This window comes from Nocardia sp. NPDC004278, from assembly GCF_053602975.1.
This window is the reverse complement of the sequence record NZ_JBSGEQ010000036.1, coordinates 23,883-41,346: the sequence shown is the minus strand read 5'-3', so window position 1 is coordinate 41,346 and position 17,464 is coordinate 23,883. Positions and strand designations below refer to the sequence as shown.

General features: G+C 64.1%; 17 protein-coding genes. 12 read left to right on the top strand and 5 right to left on the bottom strand.

Going from position 1 to position 17,464, the window contains the following annotated elements; all coding sequences use genetic code 11:
* Positions 1–810: 810 nt before the first annotated feature.
* Positions 811–1,113: a hypothetical protein gene (locus tag ACWEO2_RS36165; RefSeq protein WP_452409474.1), complete on the bottom strand. Its 303-nt coding sequence runs from the start codon at positions 1,111–1,113 to the stop codon at positions 811–813.
* A gap of 213 nt (positions 1,114–1,326) precedes the next feature.
* On the opposite strand from ACWEO2_RS36165, the gene ACWEO2_RS36160 reads away from it, so the two are divergent.
* Positions 1,327–1,551, top strand: a complete 225-nt coding sequence (locus tag ACWEO2_RS36160; RefSeq protein ID WP_452409473.1) for a zinc-binding dehydrogenase — start codon at positions 1,327–1,329, stop codon at positions 1,549–1,551.
* Between the two features lie 7 nt (positions 1,552–1,558).
* On the opposite strand, the gene ACWEO2_RS36155 is transcribed toward ACWEO2_RS36160, so the two are convergent.
* Both ACWEO2_RS36155 and ACWEO2_RS36150 read right to left on the bottom strand, forming a co-directional pair.
* On the bottom strand, positions 1,559–1,837 hold the full coding sequence (locus ACWEO2_RS36155) for a hypothetical protein (RefSeq protein WP_452409472.1): 279 nt from the start codon (positions 1,835–1,837) through the stop codon (positions 1,559–1,561).
* A gap of 79 nt (positions 1,838–1,916) precedes the next feature.
* On the bottom strand, positions 1,917–2,744 hold the full coding sequence (locus ACWEO2_RS36150) for a 2-keto-4-pentenoate hydratase (RefSeq protein WP_452409471.1): 828 nt from the start codon (positions 2,742–2,744) through the stop codon (positions 1,917–1,919).
* A 116-nt stretch (positions 2,745–2,860) separates the two neighbouring features.
* On the opposite strand from ACWEO2_RS36150, the gene ACWEO2_RS36145 reads away from it, so the two are divergent.
* The gene (locus ACWEO2_RS36145) at positions 2,861–3,025 is read left to right on the top strand and encodes a hypothetical protein (RefSeq protein ID WP_452409470.1); all 165 of its coding nucleotides are present in this window, start codon (positions 2,861–2,863) and stop codon (positions 3,023–3,025) included.
* Between the two features lie 357 nt (positions 3,026–3,382).
* Positions 3,383–4,018 carry a recombinase family protein gene (locus ACWEO2_RS36140; protein WP_452409469.1) on the top strand — a complete coding sequence of 212 codons (636 nt, stop codon included), beginning with the start codon at positions 3,383–3,385 and terminating at the stop codon, positions 4,016–4,018.
* Positions 4,019–4,707: 689 nt separating this feature from the next.
* Here ACWEO2_RS36140 and ACWEO2_RS36135 read toward each other — a convergent pair.
* A complete protein-coding gene (locus ACWEO2_RS36135) occupies positions 4,708–5,598 on the bottom strand; it encodes a LysR family transcriptional regulator (RefSeq protein ID WP_452409468.1) in 891 nt (296 codons plus the stop codon).
* A gap of 126 nt (positions 5,599–5,724) precedes the next feature.
* On the opposite strand from ACWEO2_RS36135, the gene ACWEO2_RS36130 reads away from it, so the two are divergent.
* From ACWEO2_RS36130 to ACWEO2_RS36120, 3 genes are read left to right on the top strand one after another with little or no spacing between them, the layout of a single operon-like run.
* Positions 5,725–6,615 carry a hypothetical protein gene (locus tag ACWEO2_RS36130; RefSeq protein ID WP_452409467.1) on the top strand — a complete coding sequence of 297 codons (891 nt, stop codon included), beginning with the start codon at positions 5,725–5,727 and terminating at the stop codon, positions 6,613–6,615.
* Positions 6,615–6,800 carry a hypothetical protein gene (locus tag ACWEO2_RS36125; protein ID WP_452409466.1) on the top strand — a complete coding sequence of 62 codons (186 nt, stop codon included), beginning with the start codon at positions 6,615–6,617 and terminating at the stop codon, positions 6,798–6,800. Before ACWEO2_RS36130 ends, ACWEO2_RS36125 begins: the two co-directional genes overlap by 1 nt.
* The gene (locus tag ACWEO2_RS36120) at positions 6,755–8,233 is read left to right on the top strand and encodes an MFS transporter (RefSeq protein ID WP_452409465.1); all 1,479 of its coding nucleotides are present in this window, start codon (positions 6,755–6,757) and stop codon (positions 8,231–8,233) included. The genes ACWEO2_RS36125 and ACWEO2_RS36120 overlap by 46 nt, the downstream gene beginning before the upstream one ends.
* A gap of 941 nt (positions 8,234–9,174) precedes the next feature.
* On the opposite strand, the gene ACWEO2_RS36115 is transcribed toward ACWEO2_RS36120, so the two are convergent.
* The gene (locus ACWEO2_RS36115) at positions 9,175–9,990 is read right to left on the bottom strand and encodes an IclR family transcriptional regulator domain-containing protein (protein ID WP_452409464.1); all 816 of its coding nucleotides are present in this window, start codon (positions 9,988–9,990) and stop codon (positions 9,175–9,177) included.
* Positions 9,991–10,378: 388 nt separating this feature from the next.
* Between ACWEO2_RS36115 and ACWEO2_RS36110 the strand changes: the two genes are divergently transcribed.
* Genes ACWEO2_RS36110 through ACWEO2_RS36085 form a run of 6 tightly spaced genes read left to right on the top strand, consistent with a single transcriptional unit; the run spans position 10,379 to position 17,444 of the window.
* A complete protein-coding gene (locus tag ACWEO2_RS36110) occupies positions 10,379–11,974 on the top strand; it encodes a bifunctional 3-(3-hydroxy-phenyl)propionate/3-hydroxycinnamic acid hydroxylase (RefSeq protein ID WP_452409463.1) in 1,596 nt (531 codons plus the stop codon).
* A 2-nt stretch (positions 11,975–11,976) separates the two neighbouring features.
* Entirely contained in the window at positions 11,977–13,101 is a 1,125-nt protein-coding gene (locus tag ACWEO2_RS36105) for an alpha/beta hydrolase family protein (protein WP_452409462.1), read from the top strand.
* Positions 13,098–14,465, top strand: coding sequence for an amidohydrolase family protein (locus ACWEO2_RS36100; protein WP_452409461.1), 1,368 nt, complete (start codon positions 13,098–13,100; stop codon positions 14,463–14,465). Before ACWEO2_RS36105 ends, ACWEO2_RS36100 begins: the two co-directional genes overlap by 4 nt.
* A gap of 47 nt (positions 14,466–14,512) precedes the next feature.
* On the top strand, positions 14,513–15,706 hold the full coding sequence (locus ACWEO2_RS36095) for a CaiB/BaiF CoA transferase family protein (RefSeq protein WP_452409460.1): 1,194 nt from the start codon (positions 14,513–14,515) through the stop codon (positions 15,704–15,706).
* Positions 15,703–16,581, top strand: a complete 879-nt coding sequence (locus ACWEO2_RS36090; RefSeq protein ID WP_452409459.1) for a citryl-CoA lyase — start codon at positions 15,703–15,705, stop codon at positions 16,579–16,581. Before ACWEO2_RS36095 ends, ACWEO2_RS36090 begins: the two co-directional genes overlap by 4 nt.
* Positions 16,581–17,444 (top strand): dioxygenase family protein, encoded by an 864-nt coding sequence (locus ACWEO2_RS36085; protein WP_452409458.1) that lies wholly within the window; start codon positions 16,581–16,583, stop codon positions 17,442–17,444. The genes ACWEO2_RS36090 and ACWEO2_RS36085 overlap by 1 nt, the downstream gene beginning before the upstream one ends.
* The last annotated feature ends 20 nt before the right edge of the window (positions 17,445–17,464 follow it).

Below are 17,464 nucleotides of genomic sequence, written 5' to 3'. Positions count from 1 at the left end.
TCAATGATGCGGACGCGCTGATTGTCATCGATATGCAGAACAGCTTTCTGCGGCCTGAGGGCAAGTGCGGCTGCACCGCGGTCGAGCGTTGATCAACATCGAAGCGACAATCGAACAAAATGTGCGTGCGGTTGAGATCGCCCATGCCCACGAGTTCATGCACACGAGTTACCGGTGATTTACACCCGGAACGTGGGACGCCGAAATCATCGACGAACTCCGTGGGGACCAAGGGTGTAGAGACGACCACTCGTGCTGCAGCCATGTGCGACATCGACATCGACGTCACGGTCCTGGCCGATTGCTGCACAACGTACTCGGTTGAGCATCAGACGAGTTCACTGGAATCTTTGGAGTTCTACCTCTTGGCGGCAGTGAGCACGGTTGATGAAGCAATTGCTGTTCGTCAGGATGTGGCGTGAACTCGGCGTTGCGAGCAACAGCTTTCGCTCGTCAGGTGGGTTGAGAACCCGCCCGATCGGGGCGCCTGAAGTTCGGCGCATCATCCTCCGTGGCTCGCGGCAACTCGAGCACGGCGCCGGCCGCGCAACTGGTTGTTCGTCGACCCCACACATCCGCGACTGACAGGCAATCTTTTCGCGCTGGTCGCAACGAGAACGCCGTGTCGCTGCCGGAGCGGTGAACCTGCTCCGGACAAATGGGAGCTCCATGCGGCCTCGACGGCGCCACATGGAGCTCCCTCGACGGACGAGACCAGGCAGGATTGCGCTGGCCGCTTCCGGATCGCTCTTCGGTATCGACGTAGCGAAATGCTCGCTGACAGGTTGGTACTGCCAGGGATATCAAGGCTCAGACAGGATCACCCTGGCAAGAAGCCGCACGGCGGCGGTTATCAGTGGTTCGGATATCGGTAGTGCCGTTGAGTTCACCTTGCCGGGGTGCCCTGCGGAGCCGGGTGTCGCAGATACTCAGCAGCTCCTTGATCATTGGTGGCGTGATGTTCGGACGGCGCTTACCGGTCAGGAGCTGACGTAGTCGCCTGAAGAACTCGGTCGAGTCGACGCCGAATTCGATGAAAATATCCTCTGCCGAACCGCCGTTCCAATGCCGCCATTTAACGGCGAATGCAAGCATTCTTTCATGGTCATTCATTGCATGTATTCCTATTCGGTCACCGACCTGCGAATTCTGCGCAAGTTGTTCTCGAGATCGATGTGATTATGGCCCACGTCGCTGACAAGAAACCAGTATTACCGGACAGCCGCCCACGGTGCCACGCCATAGTTCCACACACGAAGACTCGATCTTGGTTAGTTGTGCCGATTTCATGCCGTGGTCGGGCAGGCTGCCGAATGTCGGCTCGAAATGGAGATCAGAGAATCTCTTGCTGGAGCAAGAGATTCTCTGCACGTCTCTGCACGTCTCCATGACACCGCTGCTCTGCACCGTCTGGTAGAGCAGGCCGAGCAAAGCCTGATCACGCCCAGTGTGGCTCGGACGTTGCCCGCATCCCACGCCGCCGAGGCACATCGTGCGATAGCTGCCGGAGGGTTGCGTGGAAGGGTGGTCCTCGACTTCACGTCCCGGTAAGACTGCGCTATTCAGGTTCGCCCGCGTCAATGGAAACGCTGACCACCTCGACGGCACGCCGCAAGAGATACGCAAGCCTGGTGGCATCGCGCGCCGGAATTGCGACCTCAGCACGCACAGTCGACCGTGCGGCGTCGAACACGAGTTTTTCCAGGTGGATCCCTTTTGTATGGAAGATGCACACAAGCCGCAAAAGGGCCGACTCTCCAGAGTCCGGTGCGATCACTATGTGTATGAGTTGCCGGGCGTCTGCTGCATCGTCCCGGCCTAACGTCGGCGCGGTCACCAAGATTCGATTTCTGTACAAGGATCGACAAGTCTCACGGTGATGGCGCGGGCCGGGTTCGGCGTCAGAATAGTCGTGCTCAATTATGGTCCGGTCCTTCGAATGTTGCCGACACCGGACCTAACATGGATAGTTCTGCCTGAACGGTCGATCCGAACTGGACGGGAACCATTGGCCCCAGGGCGCCGGACAGGATAATCTGACCGGCGCGCAGCGGGGCGCCGTGGTCACGTGCGGTACGGGCCAGCCAAGATAGCGCGATCAGCGGATCGCCGAGACACGCATCACCGGTGCCCGACGACACCTCGACACCGTCGACCAGCAAGCGCATATGCTCCGCGCGCGGCTCGAACTCGCTGAGTTCGAGCTCGCGGTCGGCGAGTACGAAAAGACCGGCGGAACCATTGTCAGCGATCGTGTCGGTGATGGTGATGTCCCAGTTCGCGATTCGGCTGTCGACGATCTCCAACGCGGCCACCGCATGATCTACCCCGGCGCGAACCTGCTCAACGTCCAGATCACCGTCGACAAGATCGGCCCCGAGAACGAAGGCGATCTCGGCCTCGATCCTCGGCTGCAGCAACAGGGTCTGCAATATCGCGCGGGAGCCACTGACATCCATATCGGCGAACAGGACGCCGAAATCCGGCTGGTCGACCCCGAGTTGCGCTTGGACCGCAGGAGCCGTGAGGCCGATCTTGTGGCCCACGACGACACCGCCGTGCTCGAGCCGCCGCGCGGCGAGCTCCTGCTGTACCGCGTAAGCCGACGCAATGTTGGCCTCACCGAGCAGATCACGAACCGGGGCACATGGCACGCCCGTGCGCCATGCGGTGAGCAGCCGGTCGGCAGATTGCTGGACCGCGCTGTCGGACACGTCAGTCGAGCGGGCGCGGGTGGTGATCATTGTTCATCCATAAGGTTGTGAGTGTTCGGGGCAGGACGCCCAGGGCGGCAGGGTGTGGCTGATCGCTGTTTATGGAGATGCAGGCAGCGGCGTCCGCGGGGTGCTGTTGTGAGATCGTGCGTGGTGATTTGACGCCGATCACCAGCCCCGATCAGATCGTGACCGACCTGAAGGTGCTCATCGCGCTGGCACGCCGCCTGATCGACGTCGTCTGGGCGCTCACGCGTGACAACCGCACCTTCGCCATCGAGGCACCAGCCCCGATCAGCGCTGCGGCTTGACACGATCATTGAAACTCCTGACTACGGTCGTGGTCATTCGAAACTTCAGGGTCGTGGCTACGGCATCAGGGTGCCAGCTGCCGGTCTCATCGACCGAGACTCCGCGTCCGTGTCGGCCGGGGCCAATGCGCTATCCGTGAATGATCGACGCAGAGCCGGTTCACATGCGCCGGTCGGCCGTCGAGTTCTGGGCGCAGGTCTTCAGCAACGGCCCGACTTCCCCGCACGACAGACACACACCGGTCACACCCGAACCCTTCCGTGTCCGCGCCAGCGCGGAGGTGTTGATCGATACCAGTGCTGCGTCCCGGCCGCGCTTGGGCCGACCGTTGGCATCAATGCCGACGGGGATGAGAGGTGTCCTTTGACCATATCGGGCACCGACAACCAGAGTCGCGTCATCGTCCGGGACTGGATCGATGTTCCGCTCACCCGTATGAAGGCTCGCCTCGCCGAGTGGTTCACCGACTTCTCCATGCGTTCACGGAAGTCGCTGAGGAGATCCTCTGCCCCTCTGCTCACGACCGCAAGCGCAATTCGCATCGGTCGGGTGCTGCCTGGTCCAAGAGTGCTGTCCGGGCGATCCTCGCCAATCCCCGCTACACCGGTCACGAGGTGTGGAACAAGCAGCGCAAAGAGTCACAACTCCCGCGCCGACGCCGTGACCGTTCGCTGCTCCACGCGGCGACCATCGCGGGGTGTGGAGGCATTCGGTGGAATCCTGGCAATCCTGCGGGCTGCCGACCCCGGCGACAAGCTGGAGGTATACCGAGAACTAGGACTGAAACTCACCTACAACCACGACGACCACGCGGTTACGGCCGAGACGAACCCACGGCCACGTGTTGGCGTACTGTCTGTGTCCGGAGGGGGACACATGCGCTAACCACACAGATCGACCTGCGGAAACGCTGGAAACTGTCGTTTTCCAGTACTGGCTTCCATGTGCGTCATCGGCACGCGCTGCGGCATAAACCTAACGAAGATGCTTGACACTCGGATCCCTTGAGCTCTAAGGAGATTCGGGTGAGTGAGCCTGTAATGGGCCGTGAGGTGGTGCGTCGGCGCCGGGCGGTTCTTCGTCATGTCGAGGAAGTCGCCGGGAACGTGGCGATGACCTGCCGGGGTCACCGCCCTCTTTTACGCCCAGAGCCGGAAGTCCGCCCGCTTTGGGCTCAGCGGGTCGTTCAGCTGCGTCGCACACTCATCCCATATGGCGAGGAGGTCGTCAGCGATCCGCGGTAGCCTCGCGTGGTCGACTGGGACAACAGCTACTGGCCCCGTATCGGACTTGACCCGCCTCGGCGAGAAATGCATCACCTGCTTACTGGCATTCTCCCAATCATCGAGCAGTCGAGCGTCCCTCGCCGGGTCCACTGATCGCACCACGTCGGTAGCAGGTCCGTCGCGCTGAAGTCCCTGTTGTCGGGCCTAACCTCCAAGGGGGGGTCGAGGTGCCGTCGGTGGTGCGGGGGAGGCCGCACAAGATCTGGTGCGCGCGTTGGAACACGCGCGCGTGAGCCTGATGCGGGGCCGGTATCGGGTGTCGAAACTGTTGCTGCGGTAGGGAAACGCGTGCTCAGCCGGGGAACTGTAGTCGCTCGCGGGGGTGTCGAGGTGACGTCGGCGAAACCTGGATGAATCCCCGAGGTCCACGGCATGGGTCTCGAACTCGGGACGGATCACACTCGTGTTCCGGACCATCGTGGTTCGGATTCAGTGAAGGCCACGAACGCTCGTGCGAGCAGTCCTGCGGCCTCGGGGGACCGCCAGACCAGGGCGAGATGACGCTGCAACACCGGCTCTGCCAACTCGACTGCGGTGACAGTGGGTGCGGCTGTGGCGACGGTCGACCGAGGGGCGAGACACAGTCCGAGGTTCTCGGCGACGAAGCTCATGGCGACGGCGAGGTTCGGGGCCTCGCAGATGATTCGTGGGCGAGTGCAGTGTTCGGCGTAGATCCGTTCGATGACCGATCTGTTCCCGGTTCCCTGACGCAGTGCGATCAGGGGTTCGTCGGTGATGTCGGACAGTCGTAATCGGCCCCGGCTCGCCAGCGGGTGGTTGGCGGCCACCGCGACCACGAGGGACTCGGTGGGGTGTAGCCAGTGTGCGGTCACTCCGGCCGGGCACCGGGTGTCCGGTAAGGCTATGAAGGCGACATCCAGTTCGGCCGCGCGGACTTGATCAGTCATCTGTTCGGAGCCGTCCTGGCTGACGTGGAGATCGATGCCGGGATGGCGGGCAAGAAAATCGGTGAGCAACCGGGGCGCGTGCGTCGGTCCCGCCGATTCGACGAGGCCGACCCGCAATGTGCCCCGCAGCGTACCGGTACTGGAGGCAACCTCGGCGAAGCCTTTGTCCGCCGCATGCACCGCCGCCCGGGCATGCGGCAGAAACACCTGACCGGCTCGAGTCAGCCGAACGGATCGCGCATTGCGTTCGAGCAACTGCTCGCCTACCTGTCGCTCCAGGGCCCGGATCTGCTGACTTACCGCGGGCTGCGCGATATGCAGGCGCGCCGCGGCGCGAGTGAAGTGGCACTCCTCGGCAACCACGATGAATGTCCGCAAGTGCTGCAGCATAAAGATCTCCGATCATAAAGATTGCTTATCCAGTCTTGCGAATCATGTATTGGACTTCTTTATAGGGATCGTCCCAGCATGGGAGCACAAACATGCTCGAACAGGAGAACTCCGATGACAGAGGTCCTTGATACCGCGCTCGAACGGCTGAGCGGCTTCGGCACCGAGACCGGCACCGGCAACCCCAATCACGGGCCGATGGCGGTACAGGCGCTCGTCGACCTCGGCTTCGCCGAGGCCGTCGCCCCCTGGGTAACCAAGTACGCCGAGCTCCTGACGGCGGCGCCGGCCGCAGTGACGCCGATCTCGGGGGAGACCTGGCGAACGGCTCTGGGCGCCAAGCACCGGTTCGCGGACTGGCAACTGTTCTTCCGCCGTGAACTCGACCAAATGAGCTGGCACGACTTGCTGTCGACATGGTTGCCGCGCCTGTGGCCCGGCGGCATGGCGCAGGGCGGTCACGGTCCGATCCGCGTGGCGCACGCTGTGTCCGCGATGTCAAGCGAGGCCACCGAACCGCGACTGGACGAGTTGGTCAGCGCACTCGCCTACTGGGCTGCCTACTACCACGAATTGTCCAGCGCGGCATCGCTCGAGGGTGACATGGACGTGCGGTCGGCATTACAGCACATGCCGCACCTGAACGAGACACAGCAGCGGTCCGGGGTGCCGCCGCAGGTGATTCAACTGCTGGGTGGGGTTCCCGAATTCACGCACGCCCTGGATCTCCTGGCGGCACCGACCGAACCACTCGAACAACTCCACAACCTGTCGTGGGCCGGAGCCGATCTGTACCGGCGCAACAATTCGAGGTTCCCGCTGGTGTTCGCCCACACCATCACCACCACCGAGGCCGTGCGGATCCTGTTGCCCTGCACTCCGGAATCCGCACACACCGACGCATACCGATTCGGCTGGCATTACACCGCGGCGACCTGGGCCGCCTTCGGAACCAGCGGGGCGGCGGCAGCACCGCCGATCGGGTTCCCGAAATCGACGAAGTAATGGATCACTGTCTCGCTAGCGGCGACGAACACGCCTTCAAGCTCACCGCGGCGTGCCTGCACGAATACCGCCGCACCGGCGACCCGATCTTCCTGTCCGTCGCCGACGACTGGTCGACCCAGATGCTGGCCGCTCGCGAGTGGAACCTCAACCGGCGAATCGCGGCAGGACTGGCATTCGTGTGACCACACCGACGAGGGGCACAGCGGCCGCGATCACGGCGGCGCCCACGACGATCCGCCGCCCCGCTGTGCTGTGGATCTGCTGTACGAGCATGTTGCTCGTCGGTGCCAATGCCACCGCAGTGAATATCGCGTTGCCCACCATCGGTCACGAATTCGGTATCGAACCCACAGGCTTGGCATGGGTGATCGACGCTTACACACTGATATTGGCAACGTTCATGATGGCAGCCGCATCCATATCAGATCGGGTCGGCCGCAAACGAACATTCCGGACCGGAATAGTTGTATTCACAATAGCTTCGGCCCTATGCGCTTTTGCGCCGGGGCGGGAGTGGCTGGTGACGTTCCGCGCGTTCCAGGCTCTCGGCGCGACGATGCTGAATCCGGTCGCGTTGGCGATTCTTGTTTCGACGTTTCCAGATCGGGCCGATCGAGCTCGCGCCGTCGGCGTCTGGTCCGGGGCCAACGGGCTCTCACTGGCACTCGGGCCGGTCATCGGAGGAGCGCTGGCGGGGTCCGTATTCGGCTGGCGATGGATCTTTCTGATCAATCTCCCCGTCGGTGCCGCCATGTACATCGCGACCAAATATTTCATTCCGGAATCCAAAGCTGCCACGCCACGTGCAGTCGATCCCATTGGTCAAGCACTACTGGCTTTGATGCTGGCCACGATGACATTCGGCATCATCGAAGGACGTGAACTGGGCTGGGCGTCGCCAACCATCGTATGCACGATGGCAACCGCGGTCGCCGCACTGGCAGGCTTGTTGATCTACGAGCCGCGGCGTGCTGAGCCGCTGATCGAGCTGCGCCTGTTTCGTAGTCCACTGTTCGCCGGGGCAAACCTCATTGCCGTGGCCGCGTTCGCCTCGATGGGGTCATTTCTATACCTGAACAGCATCTATCTCGAGCAAATCCGAGGATATCGACCGCTATACGCGGGGTTGCTGACCCTGCCATTGGCCGTTGCTGCCCTCGTCGTGGGGCCGGTCAACGGTCGAATACTTGCGCGTCTGGGCCCGCGCCCGTCTTTGCTAGCCGGTGGTTCGGCGCTGACCGCCGGCGCGCTGTTGCTCACATTTGACAGCGCCAACCCATCGATTCCGCTGCTGTTCGCCGCGTACGTGGCGCTCGGCACTGGCATCGCAGCCGTCAGTGCTCCGATAACGCACATCGCCGCCGCAGGTCTCCCGGCAGGCCAGGCCGGGGTCGTCGGTGGCATCGCTGGTGTCACCCGTCAGGTCGGGCAAACCGTGGGCGTCGCTATCGCCGCAACGATACTCACCGGAACCGGCGGACAAACGGGCAGTCGGGATGACGCGGTTCACGGCGGCTGGTATCTGAACGTTGTCTATGGAGCACTGGTCCTGGCAGGAGCCGCGATCTCGACCCGCAAACTCGAATCCGATCGAGGGCGAGGATACGGATATTGATGTCGCCTTGCCGTACATCTGAGAAAGGGGCGATGATGTTTGTGCTCTGACCTGCATGTATAAGGTTCGAGCCGAATCTCTCATCGGCAATTCGAGAGATAGTCTCCGCAGGTCGAGCGCTTTTTGACGAGTTCTATTTCCGTAAGGGGTCAAGGTCGTCCCCCTGCCGCTGGCTCACCATGAACCAGCACATCACTATCCGGCAGCCAGCCGCTACACCGACCATCGCCAGCATCGCTGCCGCCAGATTCATCATCGGCCGACATGGCCGCCGCGCCTTCTCGCCATCTTGCGGGCATCGCCTACACCCCCGGCGACGACGGCGTCGCCGCGATGGTGCAACACCGGCCGTGGCGCTGCCCATCGCCGCCGGCGCCACCCGCAACGGCACTGACGACCACGGAAACGGTAGGCAGCCGACAAACCCCGACCCCATGCAAATACACCCATATCTACGCCACAACACTCGACGGGCGACGCCGCCGAGATGCGCAACACCACACCGTGATGAGAGCAACCAAAGATCAACGTGCCGAAACGATCTCGGCATCCACGATGCACACAAACGCCGACAAGCAGATTCCGGCACGGCAGATCCTCCCCTCCCGATAAGCGAACCTTGCCACAGGCCAGACAGGGCATGCAGAAGCGGGACTGTAAGGACGATGGCTCTGGTTCATATACGGTGGTGAGTGGCGCCGAAACTCGGATTGTTGCGCCTCAAGTCGCTGAATGACCTTGTGGCAGTGGATATTTTGGGATGGCGCCCTGAAGTTGGTTGCTGTGGAACGGCCCTCGTGCAAGTCGATCCACACGAGGGATGGCGCGAGCCGACCCTCCGACCGCCCTGGCAAGCGACAGCACACGACCCGGGATGTCGTTTGTCACCGGCGATATCTGGTCGAGCTGACAGCGCGTGATCGGAACCATTTCCGTCAGGTTCAGTGTGAGTTCTTCGGGCGTGTCAGCTGTCGGATAGGTCGGTTCTGCCATGCGGTCCAGTCGCTGGTGGTCGCCGCGGTGGCCTGGAGCAGCAGGGGCAGGTACTGCTCGGTGAGAGTTTCGATGGAGGTCTCGGCGGCGTGCACGGTGACGTTCATTGCGGTGCAGACGATTCCGCGTCCGTCGCGCACCGGTGCGGCGATCGATCGGACCCCGGGGGCTAGATCTTGGTCGGCGAGGGCCCAGCCGCGTTCTCTTGTTTCGGTGAGGATTTCGTCGATTTGGGCAGGGCTGTAGTCGGTGGTCCGCAAACCCGATCGGCTGGGTTCGGCCAGGACAGTATGGACGGTTTCGGGGTCGAGCGCGGCGAGCAGGACCCGCCCTTGGGAGGTGACCATTGCCGGGAAGCGGGTTCCTATGTCGACGCGTAGGGCGATCAGTTTCGGGACGGCGACGCGGGCGACGTAGACGATGTCGGAGCCGTCGAGTTCAGCCATCGATGAGGACTCGCCAGTGTGGGAGACGAGTTCTTCCATGTGGGGTCGTGCAATGTCCCACAGGTTGAGCGCGCCGATGTAGGCCATTCCGAGTTCGAGAACCCGCGGGGTGAGGGCGTAGCCGTTGTGTCCGGATCGGACGTAGCCGAGTTCTTCGAGGGTGAGCAGGATGCGCCGGGCGGTGGGCCGGGCCAGGTCGGCTTCTTTGGCGACTTCGCTCAGCGACATCACCGGCCGGGTGGGGGTGAAGATTTTCAGCACGTGCAGACCTCTGGCCAGGGCTTCGATGAAGTCGGGTCCTTGCCCACGTTCGGCCATTGCAGCCCCTTCCAGGTATGGCGGTTGCTTCTCAAGTTTGTAGCTCGAGTCGGAGGTATCGGGTAGCGAGGTGTCGGTGCCGGCTCTCACAGTGCACCCTCCTATGACGCTTGACACAGCGATCTGATCGGGGCATTGTTGACCCTACACGAACGGACGACTGTCCGCCAGGCGGACAATATTCGTTTGAACTGCATTTACTACCTGCGGTAGCGCGTTCGTGGAGCACAACAGAAACGTGCGGCACCCGACGGTGAGCACGCGCACAGCGCATAGACCGTCATCGATCGACCGAACACTGCGGATCGCTTTCGGTGCCTGCACGTCGCACTTTCCAATCTCCGGCCTCGAGGTCGGACGGCACGGCATCTCGAAAGGACCACCAGCGTTGAAAACCTACGACATCGTCGTCATCGGTTTCGGACCTGTCGGGCAGATGATGAGCATCCAGCTCGGCCAGGCAGGGCACTCGGTCGCCGCATTTGAAGCCCACGAAACCCTCTACGGCCTGTCCCGCGCGGGCCACATGGACGACGAGATCGTCCGCACACTGCAGAAGATCGGCATCGATGAGGAGTTCAAGTCCGACGCGGTGGCCTGGGAGATGTACGACATGCGTACCAAGGCTTTCGATGGGGAGCTGCTGTTGCGTTTGGACTGGAGCCAGGTCGGACCCCATGGGCACCGCGGGCACTGGATCTTCTATCAGAACTATCTCGAACTCGCGATGAACCGTGCCGCGACCGAGACCGGCAACGTTGATGTCACGATGGCGACGAAGGCCGTGTCGTTCGAACAGGACGACGAGGGCGTCATCGTGACCCTCGAGAACCGCAAGACCGGGGAACGCAGTCAGGTGCGCGCGCGGTATCTGGTCGCCGCCGACGGCGCCAACAGCACCATCCGTGAAGCCCTCGGCATCGAGAGCTGGGTCGGCAACTGCGACTACGAACAGCTCGTGGTCGACTGCAAGGAGAAGCACAAGCTGCACTTCGAGTTCGACAACGGTCAGTTCGCCGATCCCGCGCGTCCGGGCTGTCTGTTCCAGCTCGGTGCTCAGCATCACCGCTGGGAATGGACGTTGCTGCCCGGGGAGAAGCCTGAGGACTTCACCGAGGAGCGGGTCTGGGAATTGCTGTCGCCGTGGGTGGGCCCCGAGGATGTGGAGATCCTGCGCCGGCCGGTCTACCGGTTCCGGGAAGTTGTCGCCGAGCACTGGCAGGACAGGCGGGTGTTCCTTGTCGGCGACGCCGCCCACGTGCTGTGGCCGTTCGCCGGGGAAGGAATGTGCAACGGCATTCGCGACGCGTCGGCACTGACCTGGCGTATGGATCTGGTGCTGCGCGGACAAGCCTCGCCGCAAATTCTCGACAGCTATACCGCCGACCGCAAGCCGGTCTTCACGGCGTGGATGAACCTGTCGCGCGAGATCGGGTTGCCCTGTGTGATCACCGATCCCGCCATCGCCGAAATGCGCGACCAGGGGATGAAGGCGGCCCTGGCCGACCCGTCGCTGGCACCGCCGTTGCCGCAGATCCCCGGCCCGAAGGCCTTCATCCGTCCCGGGGACCCGACCGCGGGAACAGTCGGCTACCAGGGCCTGGTCGAAGTCGACGGACAGATTGGACTGTTCGACGATCTCGTCGGAACCGGCTGGGTGCTGCTGAGCACCGACGCCGCGGCTGTCGACTCGCTGAGCGAAAACCAGCGGGATTTCGCCGATCGGATCGGCATCGTCACCGCCTACATCGGTGCGCCCGGATCCGGCGCTCCGGTGATCGACGTGGACGGAACCTACACCTCGTGGCTGTCCGAACTCGGCGCATCCACCGTCCTGGTGCGCCCCGACTTCTGGTTGTTCGGCAGCGTGTCGAGCGCCGGCGAGGCGGGGCTGCTGCTGGACTCGCTGGCCGACGGGTTCGCGGGCCGCTTCCCCGCCCCGGCCAGGGTGCCGCAGCCCGACGCGCAGCCGGCGGCGGTGTGATCATGACCGAGACCGCAGAGTCGGCCGTCGCAGCCGCGCCGTGGCGGGCCGAAGTCGACGCTCACAAGCGGGCAATGCCGCTGCAGCGGCTGATCGGCAATGGCTTGGACTACGCCGACGTCGTCGAGTTGTATGCCCTCGCCGACGCCGGGATTCCCTGGGCGGATGCCGGTGCGCGAATCGGTGAACGGATCGCCGACTCGGCCATCGAGTCGCTGGCGGCCGGGCACACCCTCACAGCACATGCCGATTTCCTGCGCGCCAGCGCCTGCTACCGGGTCGGACAGGTGCCGCTGCCGGACACCGACGCCCGCAAAACGCCCATGTACCGCAAGCTCATCGAGTACTACGGCGAAGCCGGCGCGCTCACCGATCCCGCCGTCGAGCACATCAGCATCCCCTACCAAGGTGCCGAGCTGCTCGGATGGCTGCTCAGACCGCACGGGGTGAGCAGGCCCCCGACAGTGATCGTGATGGGTGGGTTCGACGGCTGGCGCGAGGAATACCACGTCGGGGCGACCTATTTGGTCGCGCGCGGGGTAGCGGTCCTGCTCGTCGACGGCCCCGGCCAGGGCGAGACCCGGGTGCTGCAAGGCCTCTATCTCGACCACGATGTGCCCAAGGCGTTTTCGGCGGTGGTCGACTACCTGCTCGCCGACCATCGGCTGGGCGACCGGATCGGTATCTGGGGCAACAGCATGGGTGGATTCCTCGCCGCCCTCGTCGCGGCCACGGACTCGAGGATTGCGGCCTGCTGCGTGAACGGCGGCACGATCCGTCCAGCGGAGATCCTCGACCGCTACCACCGGTTCATCACCAAAGTACAAGCACTGCTGGGGATTTCCGATCCCGATCACGCACGGGAGGTGATGGAGACCTTCGTGCTCACCGATTCGACGCTCGCCTCGCTGCGGTGCCCGTTGCACGTCATGCACGGCACACCGGATCGCGTGTTCCTGATCGAGAACGCCCACGCGCTCTACGACAGCGCCGCCGCACAGGACAAGACCTTCAGCGAGTTCCCCGACGGCGACCACTGCATCTACAACCACTCCCACGACAAACACACACGCATTGCGGACTGGTTCGCCGACCGGCTCAGCGACGACCAAGGAGACCCCCGATGACCAGTACAACCAGGCCCGACATCCCGCAGGGCCGCATCCTGATCCGCGGCGCACACCTGCTCACCCAAGATCCGGCTCTGGGGGAGTTCGTCGGCGATGTTCTCATCGATGACGGTGTCATCGCCGAGGTCGGTACCGGCATCGACGACGCCGGGGCCACCGTTATCGACGGCGCCGACCGGGCTGTGCTGCCCGGATTCGTCGACACTCACCGCCACACCTGGCAGGGCGCGATCCGCCAGGTCGGCACCGGGTGGGACTTCCCGAAATACCGTCAGCACATCCAGCTCACCTGGGGACCGCAGTTCACCCCCGACGACGTCTACATCGGTAACCTCGTCGGTGCGATCGGCGCTATCGACGCCGGGATCACCACCTTGCGCGACGAATCCCACATCCAGAACAGCCCCGCCCACACCGACGCCGCGATCGCCGCGTTGCGTGAGTCCGGGATCCGCGCGGCCTTCGCCTACGGCTGGCCCTCGATCGACTCCGACAAGTGGATGCTGCGTGGAGAAGCCACCCACCCCGACGATATCCGCCGGGTGCGCTCGCAAGTGCTCAGCGACGACGACGCCCTGGTCACCCTGCAGGCCATGCTGCGCGGCCCGGAGCTGTCCACCCTCGACGTCACCACACAAGACCTCGCGATGGCCCGCGAGCTCGGCATCCGCTCGAGCATGCACGTCGGAAACGGCCCCTGGGGCCCGCAATACCGTGGCATCGGCAGCCTCGGCGAAGCCGGCTTGCTCGGGGAAGACCTGCTGTTCATCCACTGCTGCACCAGCGATGACGAAGAACTGAAGATGCTCGCAGACTCCGGTGGCCACGCCTCGGTCTCGGCCGCGGTGGAGGCGGTCCTGCCCGGCCTCGGCGCGCCCGCCACCGGCCGGCTGCTGGCCAACGGAATCCGCCCCAGCCTGAGCGTGGACACTGAGGCCTCGGTGGCCGGCGACATGTTCAACGTCATGCGCGCGGCGCTGTCGGCACAGAACGTGGGCGTCAGTATCGACCCCGCAGGCTATGAGTCCCTGCCCGCCTTCACTCCGGCCGACCTGCTCGCTATGGCCACCATCGAAGGCGCCCGCGCCTCGGGCCTGGACCACAAGACCGGCAGCATCACCCCCGGCAAAGCCGCCGACCTGATCATCCTGCGCCTCGACGCCGCCAACCTGCTGCCCGCCAACGACATCGCCGCCAGCATCGTCGGTGCCGGTCACCCCGGAAACATCGACACCGTCCTGATCGCCGGACAGGTCCGCAAATACCAGGGTCGGCTCGTCGGCCTCGACCTCACCGACATCCGACACCGCGCCGAAGGCTCACGCGAACGGCTGTTCAGCGTCGAGCTCGTCGACGGCTGACCACACCACTACGGACCCCCGACCGGGTTCAGCGAAAGGAAACCGCAGTGACTTCCGATCCGACCCCCCGACTGCGACCTGCCCGCCCCCTCGACGGCATCGTCATAGCCGATCTGTCCCGCGTGCTGGCCGGCCCCTATGCCACGATGCTGCTCGCCGACATGGGCGCCGAGGTGATCAAGGTCGAAGGACCGGGCGGCGACGACACCCGCTCGTGGATGCCACCAGTCCGCCCGGACGGCGTCTCGACCTATTACTCGGCCATCAACCGCAACAAACGCTCGGTCGTGCTCGACTTCAAAGATCCCGACGATCTCACCGTCGCCCACGCGCTGACCACTCGCGCGGACATCGTCGTGGAGAACTTCAAACCCGGCGGCCTCACGCGTTTCGGCCTGGACTACGAGGCGGTCAGAGAACGCAACGAGGCCGTCATCTACTGCTCGATCAGCGGATTCGGCACCGCGAAGGGAGCGTCGCTGCCCGGTTACGACCTGATCGTGCAGGCGATGTCGGGGCTGATGAGCCTGACCGGTGATCCTGATGGCTCTCCGTATCGAGCAGGGATCAGCGTGTTCGATGTCATGGCCGGGCTGCACTCGACCATCGGCATCCTCGCCGCATTGCGCCACCGCGATGCCACCGGCGAAGGACAGCGCATCGAATCAAACCTGATGTCCTCGGCTATGAGCGGCCTGGTCAACCAGACCTCGGCCTACGTGGCTGGCGGCGTGACCCCGCACCGGATGGGTAACGCACATCCAAGTCTGTTCCCGTATGAGCCGCTGCCCACCGCCGACAAGAACCTGATCGTCACGGCCGGCAACGACGCACAGTTCCGTCGACTGGTTGAAGTCCTCGGTATCGCCGACGTCGCCGACGATCCCCGCTTCGCGAGCAACGCCGACCGCACCGCCAACCGTGAACAACTGCGGCCGCTGCTGATCGAACGGCTCCGGACCCAACCAGCGCAGCACTGGTTCGAACGGCTCAACGCCGTCGGTGTCCCCAACGGACCGATCAACACGATCGCCCAGGGCGTTGAGTATGCCCGTGAGCTCGGGTTGGACCCGGTGGTGCAAGTCGGCCCCGAAGGACGCGCGATCCCAGGTGTGCGCAACCCGATCACGTTCTCCACCCTCACTCCCCGCTACGAACTGCCGCCGCCTGGCCTCGGCGAACATAGCGACGAGATCCGTGCCTGGCTGTCGGCCACCGCGACCACCTCGGAGGAACGATGAGTACCGAAAACACTCCGAACCGATACCCCACCGCTCTGGGCACGTCCACCCGCACCGAGATCAAACTTCTCGGCCACGACCTCGCCGGCGACCTCATGGGCCAGGTCGGCTTCGGAGAGCTGGCGTTCTGGCTGGTCACCACCCGCCGCCCCACCCCCGGTGAGCTTCGGGTGTTCGAGTCGGTGCTGGTCGCTCTGGCCGACCACGGCTTCACCCCGACCGCGATCGCTGCCCGGCTGACCTACCTCAGCGCTCCGGACTCGCTGCAGGGTGCGCTCGCAGCCGGTCTTCTCGGTGGCGGCTCCCGGTTCCTCGGCGTCACCGAGGACTGCGGGCAGTTCCTGCACGAGACCCTCGCCGCCCACACCGCCGACGGCTCCGCTCTGCCCGACAACGACGACAGCTGGGACCAGCTCGCGCTCGCCGCGATCAAGCAGCAAAAACAGCGCGGCAGCTACGTCCCCGGCCTCGGGCACCCCAACCACAAAGACGGCGACCCCCGCACGCCCGCCCTGATGCGCATCGTCGAAGAGGAAGACCTGACGGGCCCGCACCTGCAGCTGTTCGCCGCAATCGGCCGGATGAGCGAAACCGCGCTGGGCCGCTGGCTGCCGCTCAACGGCGCCGGAGTCTGCGGAGCCGTACTGGCCGACCTCGGCCTGGACGTCGACCTGCTGCGCGGATTCGCCCTGCTGGCCCGCTGCGCGGGCCTGCTCGGCCAGATCGCCGAGGAACGCCGCAACCCGATCGCCAACGACATCTATCTCAGCGTCGACCGCAGCGCCTACTACCAGGCACCTGGCGCCCCGGACACCAACCCGACGCACCAGTCCGCCGCCGATTCTTCCACCGCAACCTCTGCAAGGAGCCTGTGATGGCATTCGTCACCGAGGACAACATCACCGATCTGGCCATCAAACGCTGGTCGACCGCGCACTCACCACGCCTGTCGCAACTTATGACCACCCTGGTCCGTCACATCCACGAATACGCCCGAGAGGTCGATCTCACCGAGGCCGAATGGATGGCGGCCATCGAATGGCTGACCCGGGTCGGGCAAATCTCCGACGACAAACGCCAGGAATTCATCCTCGCCTCCGATGTCGTGGGACTCAGCATGCTCGTCGTCCAGCTCAACAATCGCTTCGACAGCAAGGCAACCCCGGCCACCGTCCTCGGCCCCTTCCACATCGACAACTCACCCGCCGCACCCTTCGGCTACGACATGTCCGACGGCATACCCGGCATCCCGCTGTTTCTCACCGGAACGGTCAACGACACCGCAGGCAACCCGATCCCCGGAGCGATCCTCGATGTCTGGCAGGCCGACGCCGACGGCACCTACGAAGCACAAATGCCCGAGATCGACGAGGCACGCCTGCGCGCCAAGTACCAGACCCGCACCGATGGCACCTACTGCGTACGCACCATCGCCCCCCTCGGCTACGCCATCCCCATGGACGGCCCCGTCGGCGAACTGATCAGCCGTACCGACATCAGTGAATACCGTCCCGCTCATGTCCACTTCATGTTCGACGAACCAGGCTACGAGAAGCTGATCACCCACCTGTTCCAGGAAGGCGCCGACTACCTCGACACCGACGTCGTCTTCGGCGTCAAAGACCCCCTGATCGTCAAATGCGTCGAAAATCCGGCCGGGCCCAGCCCTGACGGGCGAGTGATGGACAAACCATTCCTGGTCGCGCATTACGACTTCGTGCTGCAGCCGAAGAACTGAGGCCGTATCACCAACGGCCG

Excerpts from the sequence above, each read along its gene's own strand:
- ACWEO2_RS36090 (WP_452409459.1), top strand. The coding sequence starts at position 15,703 with ATGAGTACCGAAAACACTCCGAACCGATACCCCACCGCTCTGGGCACG.
- ACWEO2_RS36165 (WP_452409474.1), bottom strand. The coding sequence starts at position 1,113 with ATGAATGACCATGAAAGAATGCTTGCATTCGCCGTTAAATGGCGGCAT.
- ACWEO2_RS36115 (WP_452409464.1), bottom strand. The coding sequence starts at position 9,990 with ATGGCCGAACGTGGGCAAGGACCCGACTTCATCGAAGCCCTGGCCAGA.
- ACWEO2_RS36130 (WP_452409467.1), top strand. The coding sequence starts at position 5,725 with ATGACAGAGGTCCTTGATACCGCGCTCGAACGGCTGAGCGGCTTCGGC.
- ACWEO2_RS36125 (WP_452409466.1), top strand. The coding sequence starts at position 6,615 with ATGGATCACTGTCTCGCTAGCGGCGACGAACACGCCTTCAAGCTCACC.
- ACWEO2_RS36100 (WP_452409461.1), top strand. The coding sequence starts at position 13,098 with ATGACCAGTACAACCAGGCCCGACATCCCGCAGGGCCGCATCCTGATC.
- ACWEO2_RS36085 (WP_452409458.1), top strand. The coding sequence starts at position 16,581 with ATGGCATTCGTCACCGAGGACAACATCACCGATCTGGCCATCAAACGC.
- ACWEO2_RS36105 (WP_452409462.1), top strand. The coding sequence starts at position 11,977 with ATGACCGAGACCGCAGAGTCGGCCGTCGCAGCCGCGCCGTGGCGGGCC.
- ACWEO2_RS36150 (WP_452409471.1), bottom strand. The coding sequence starts at position 2,744 with ATGATCACCACCCGCGCCCGCTCGACTGACGTGTCCGACAGCGCGGTC.
- ACWEO2_RS36160 (WP_452409473.1), top strand. The coding sequence starts at position 1,327 with ATGGAGATCAGAGAATCTCTTGCTGGAGCAAGAGATTCTCTGCACGTC.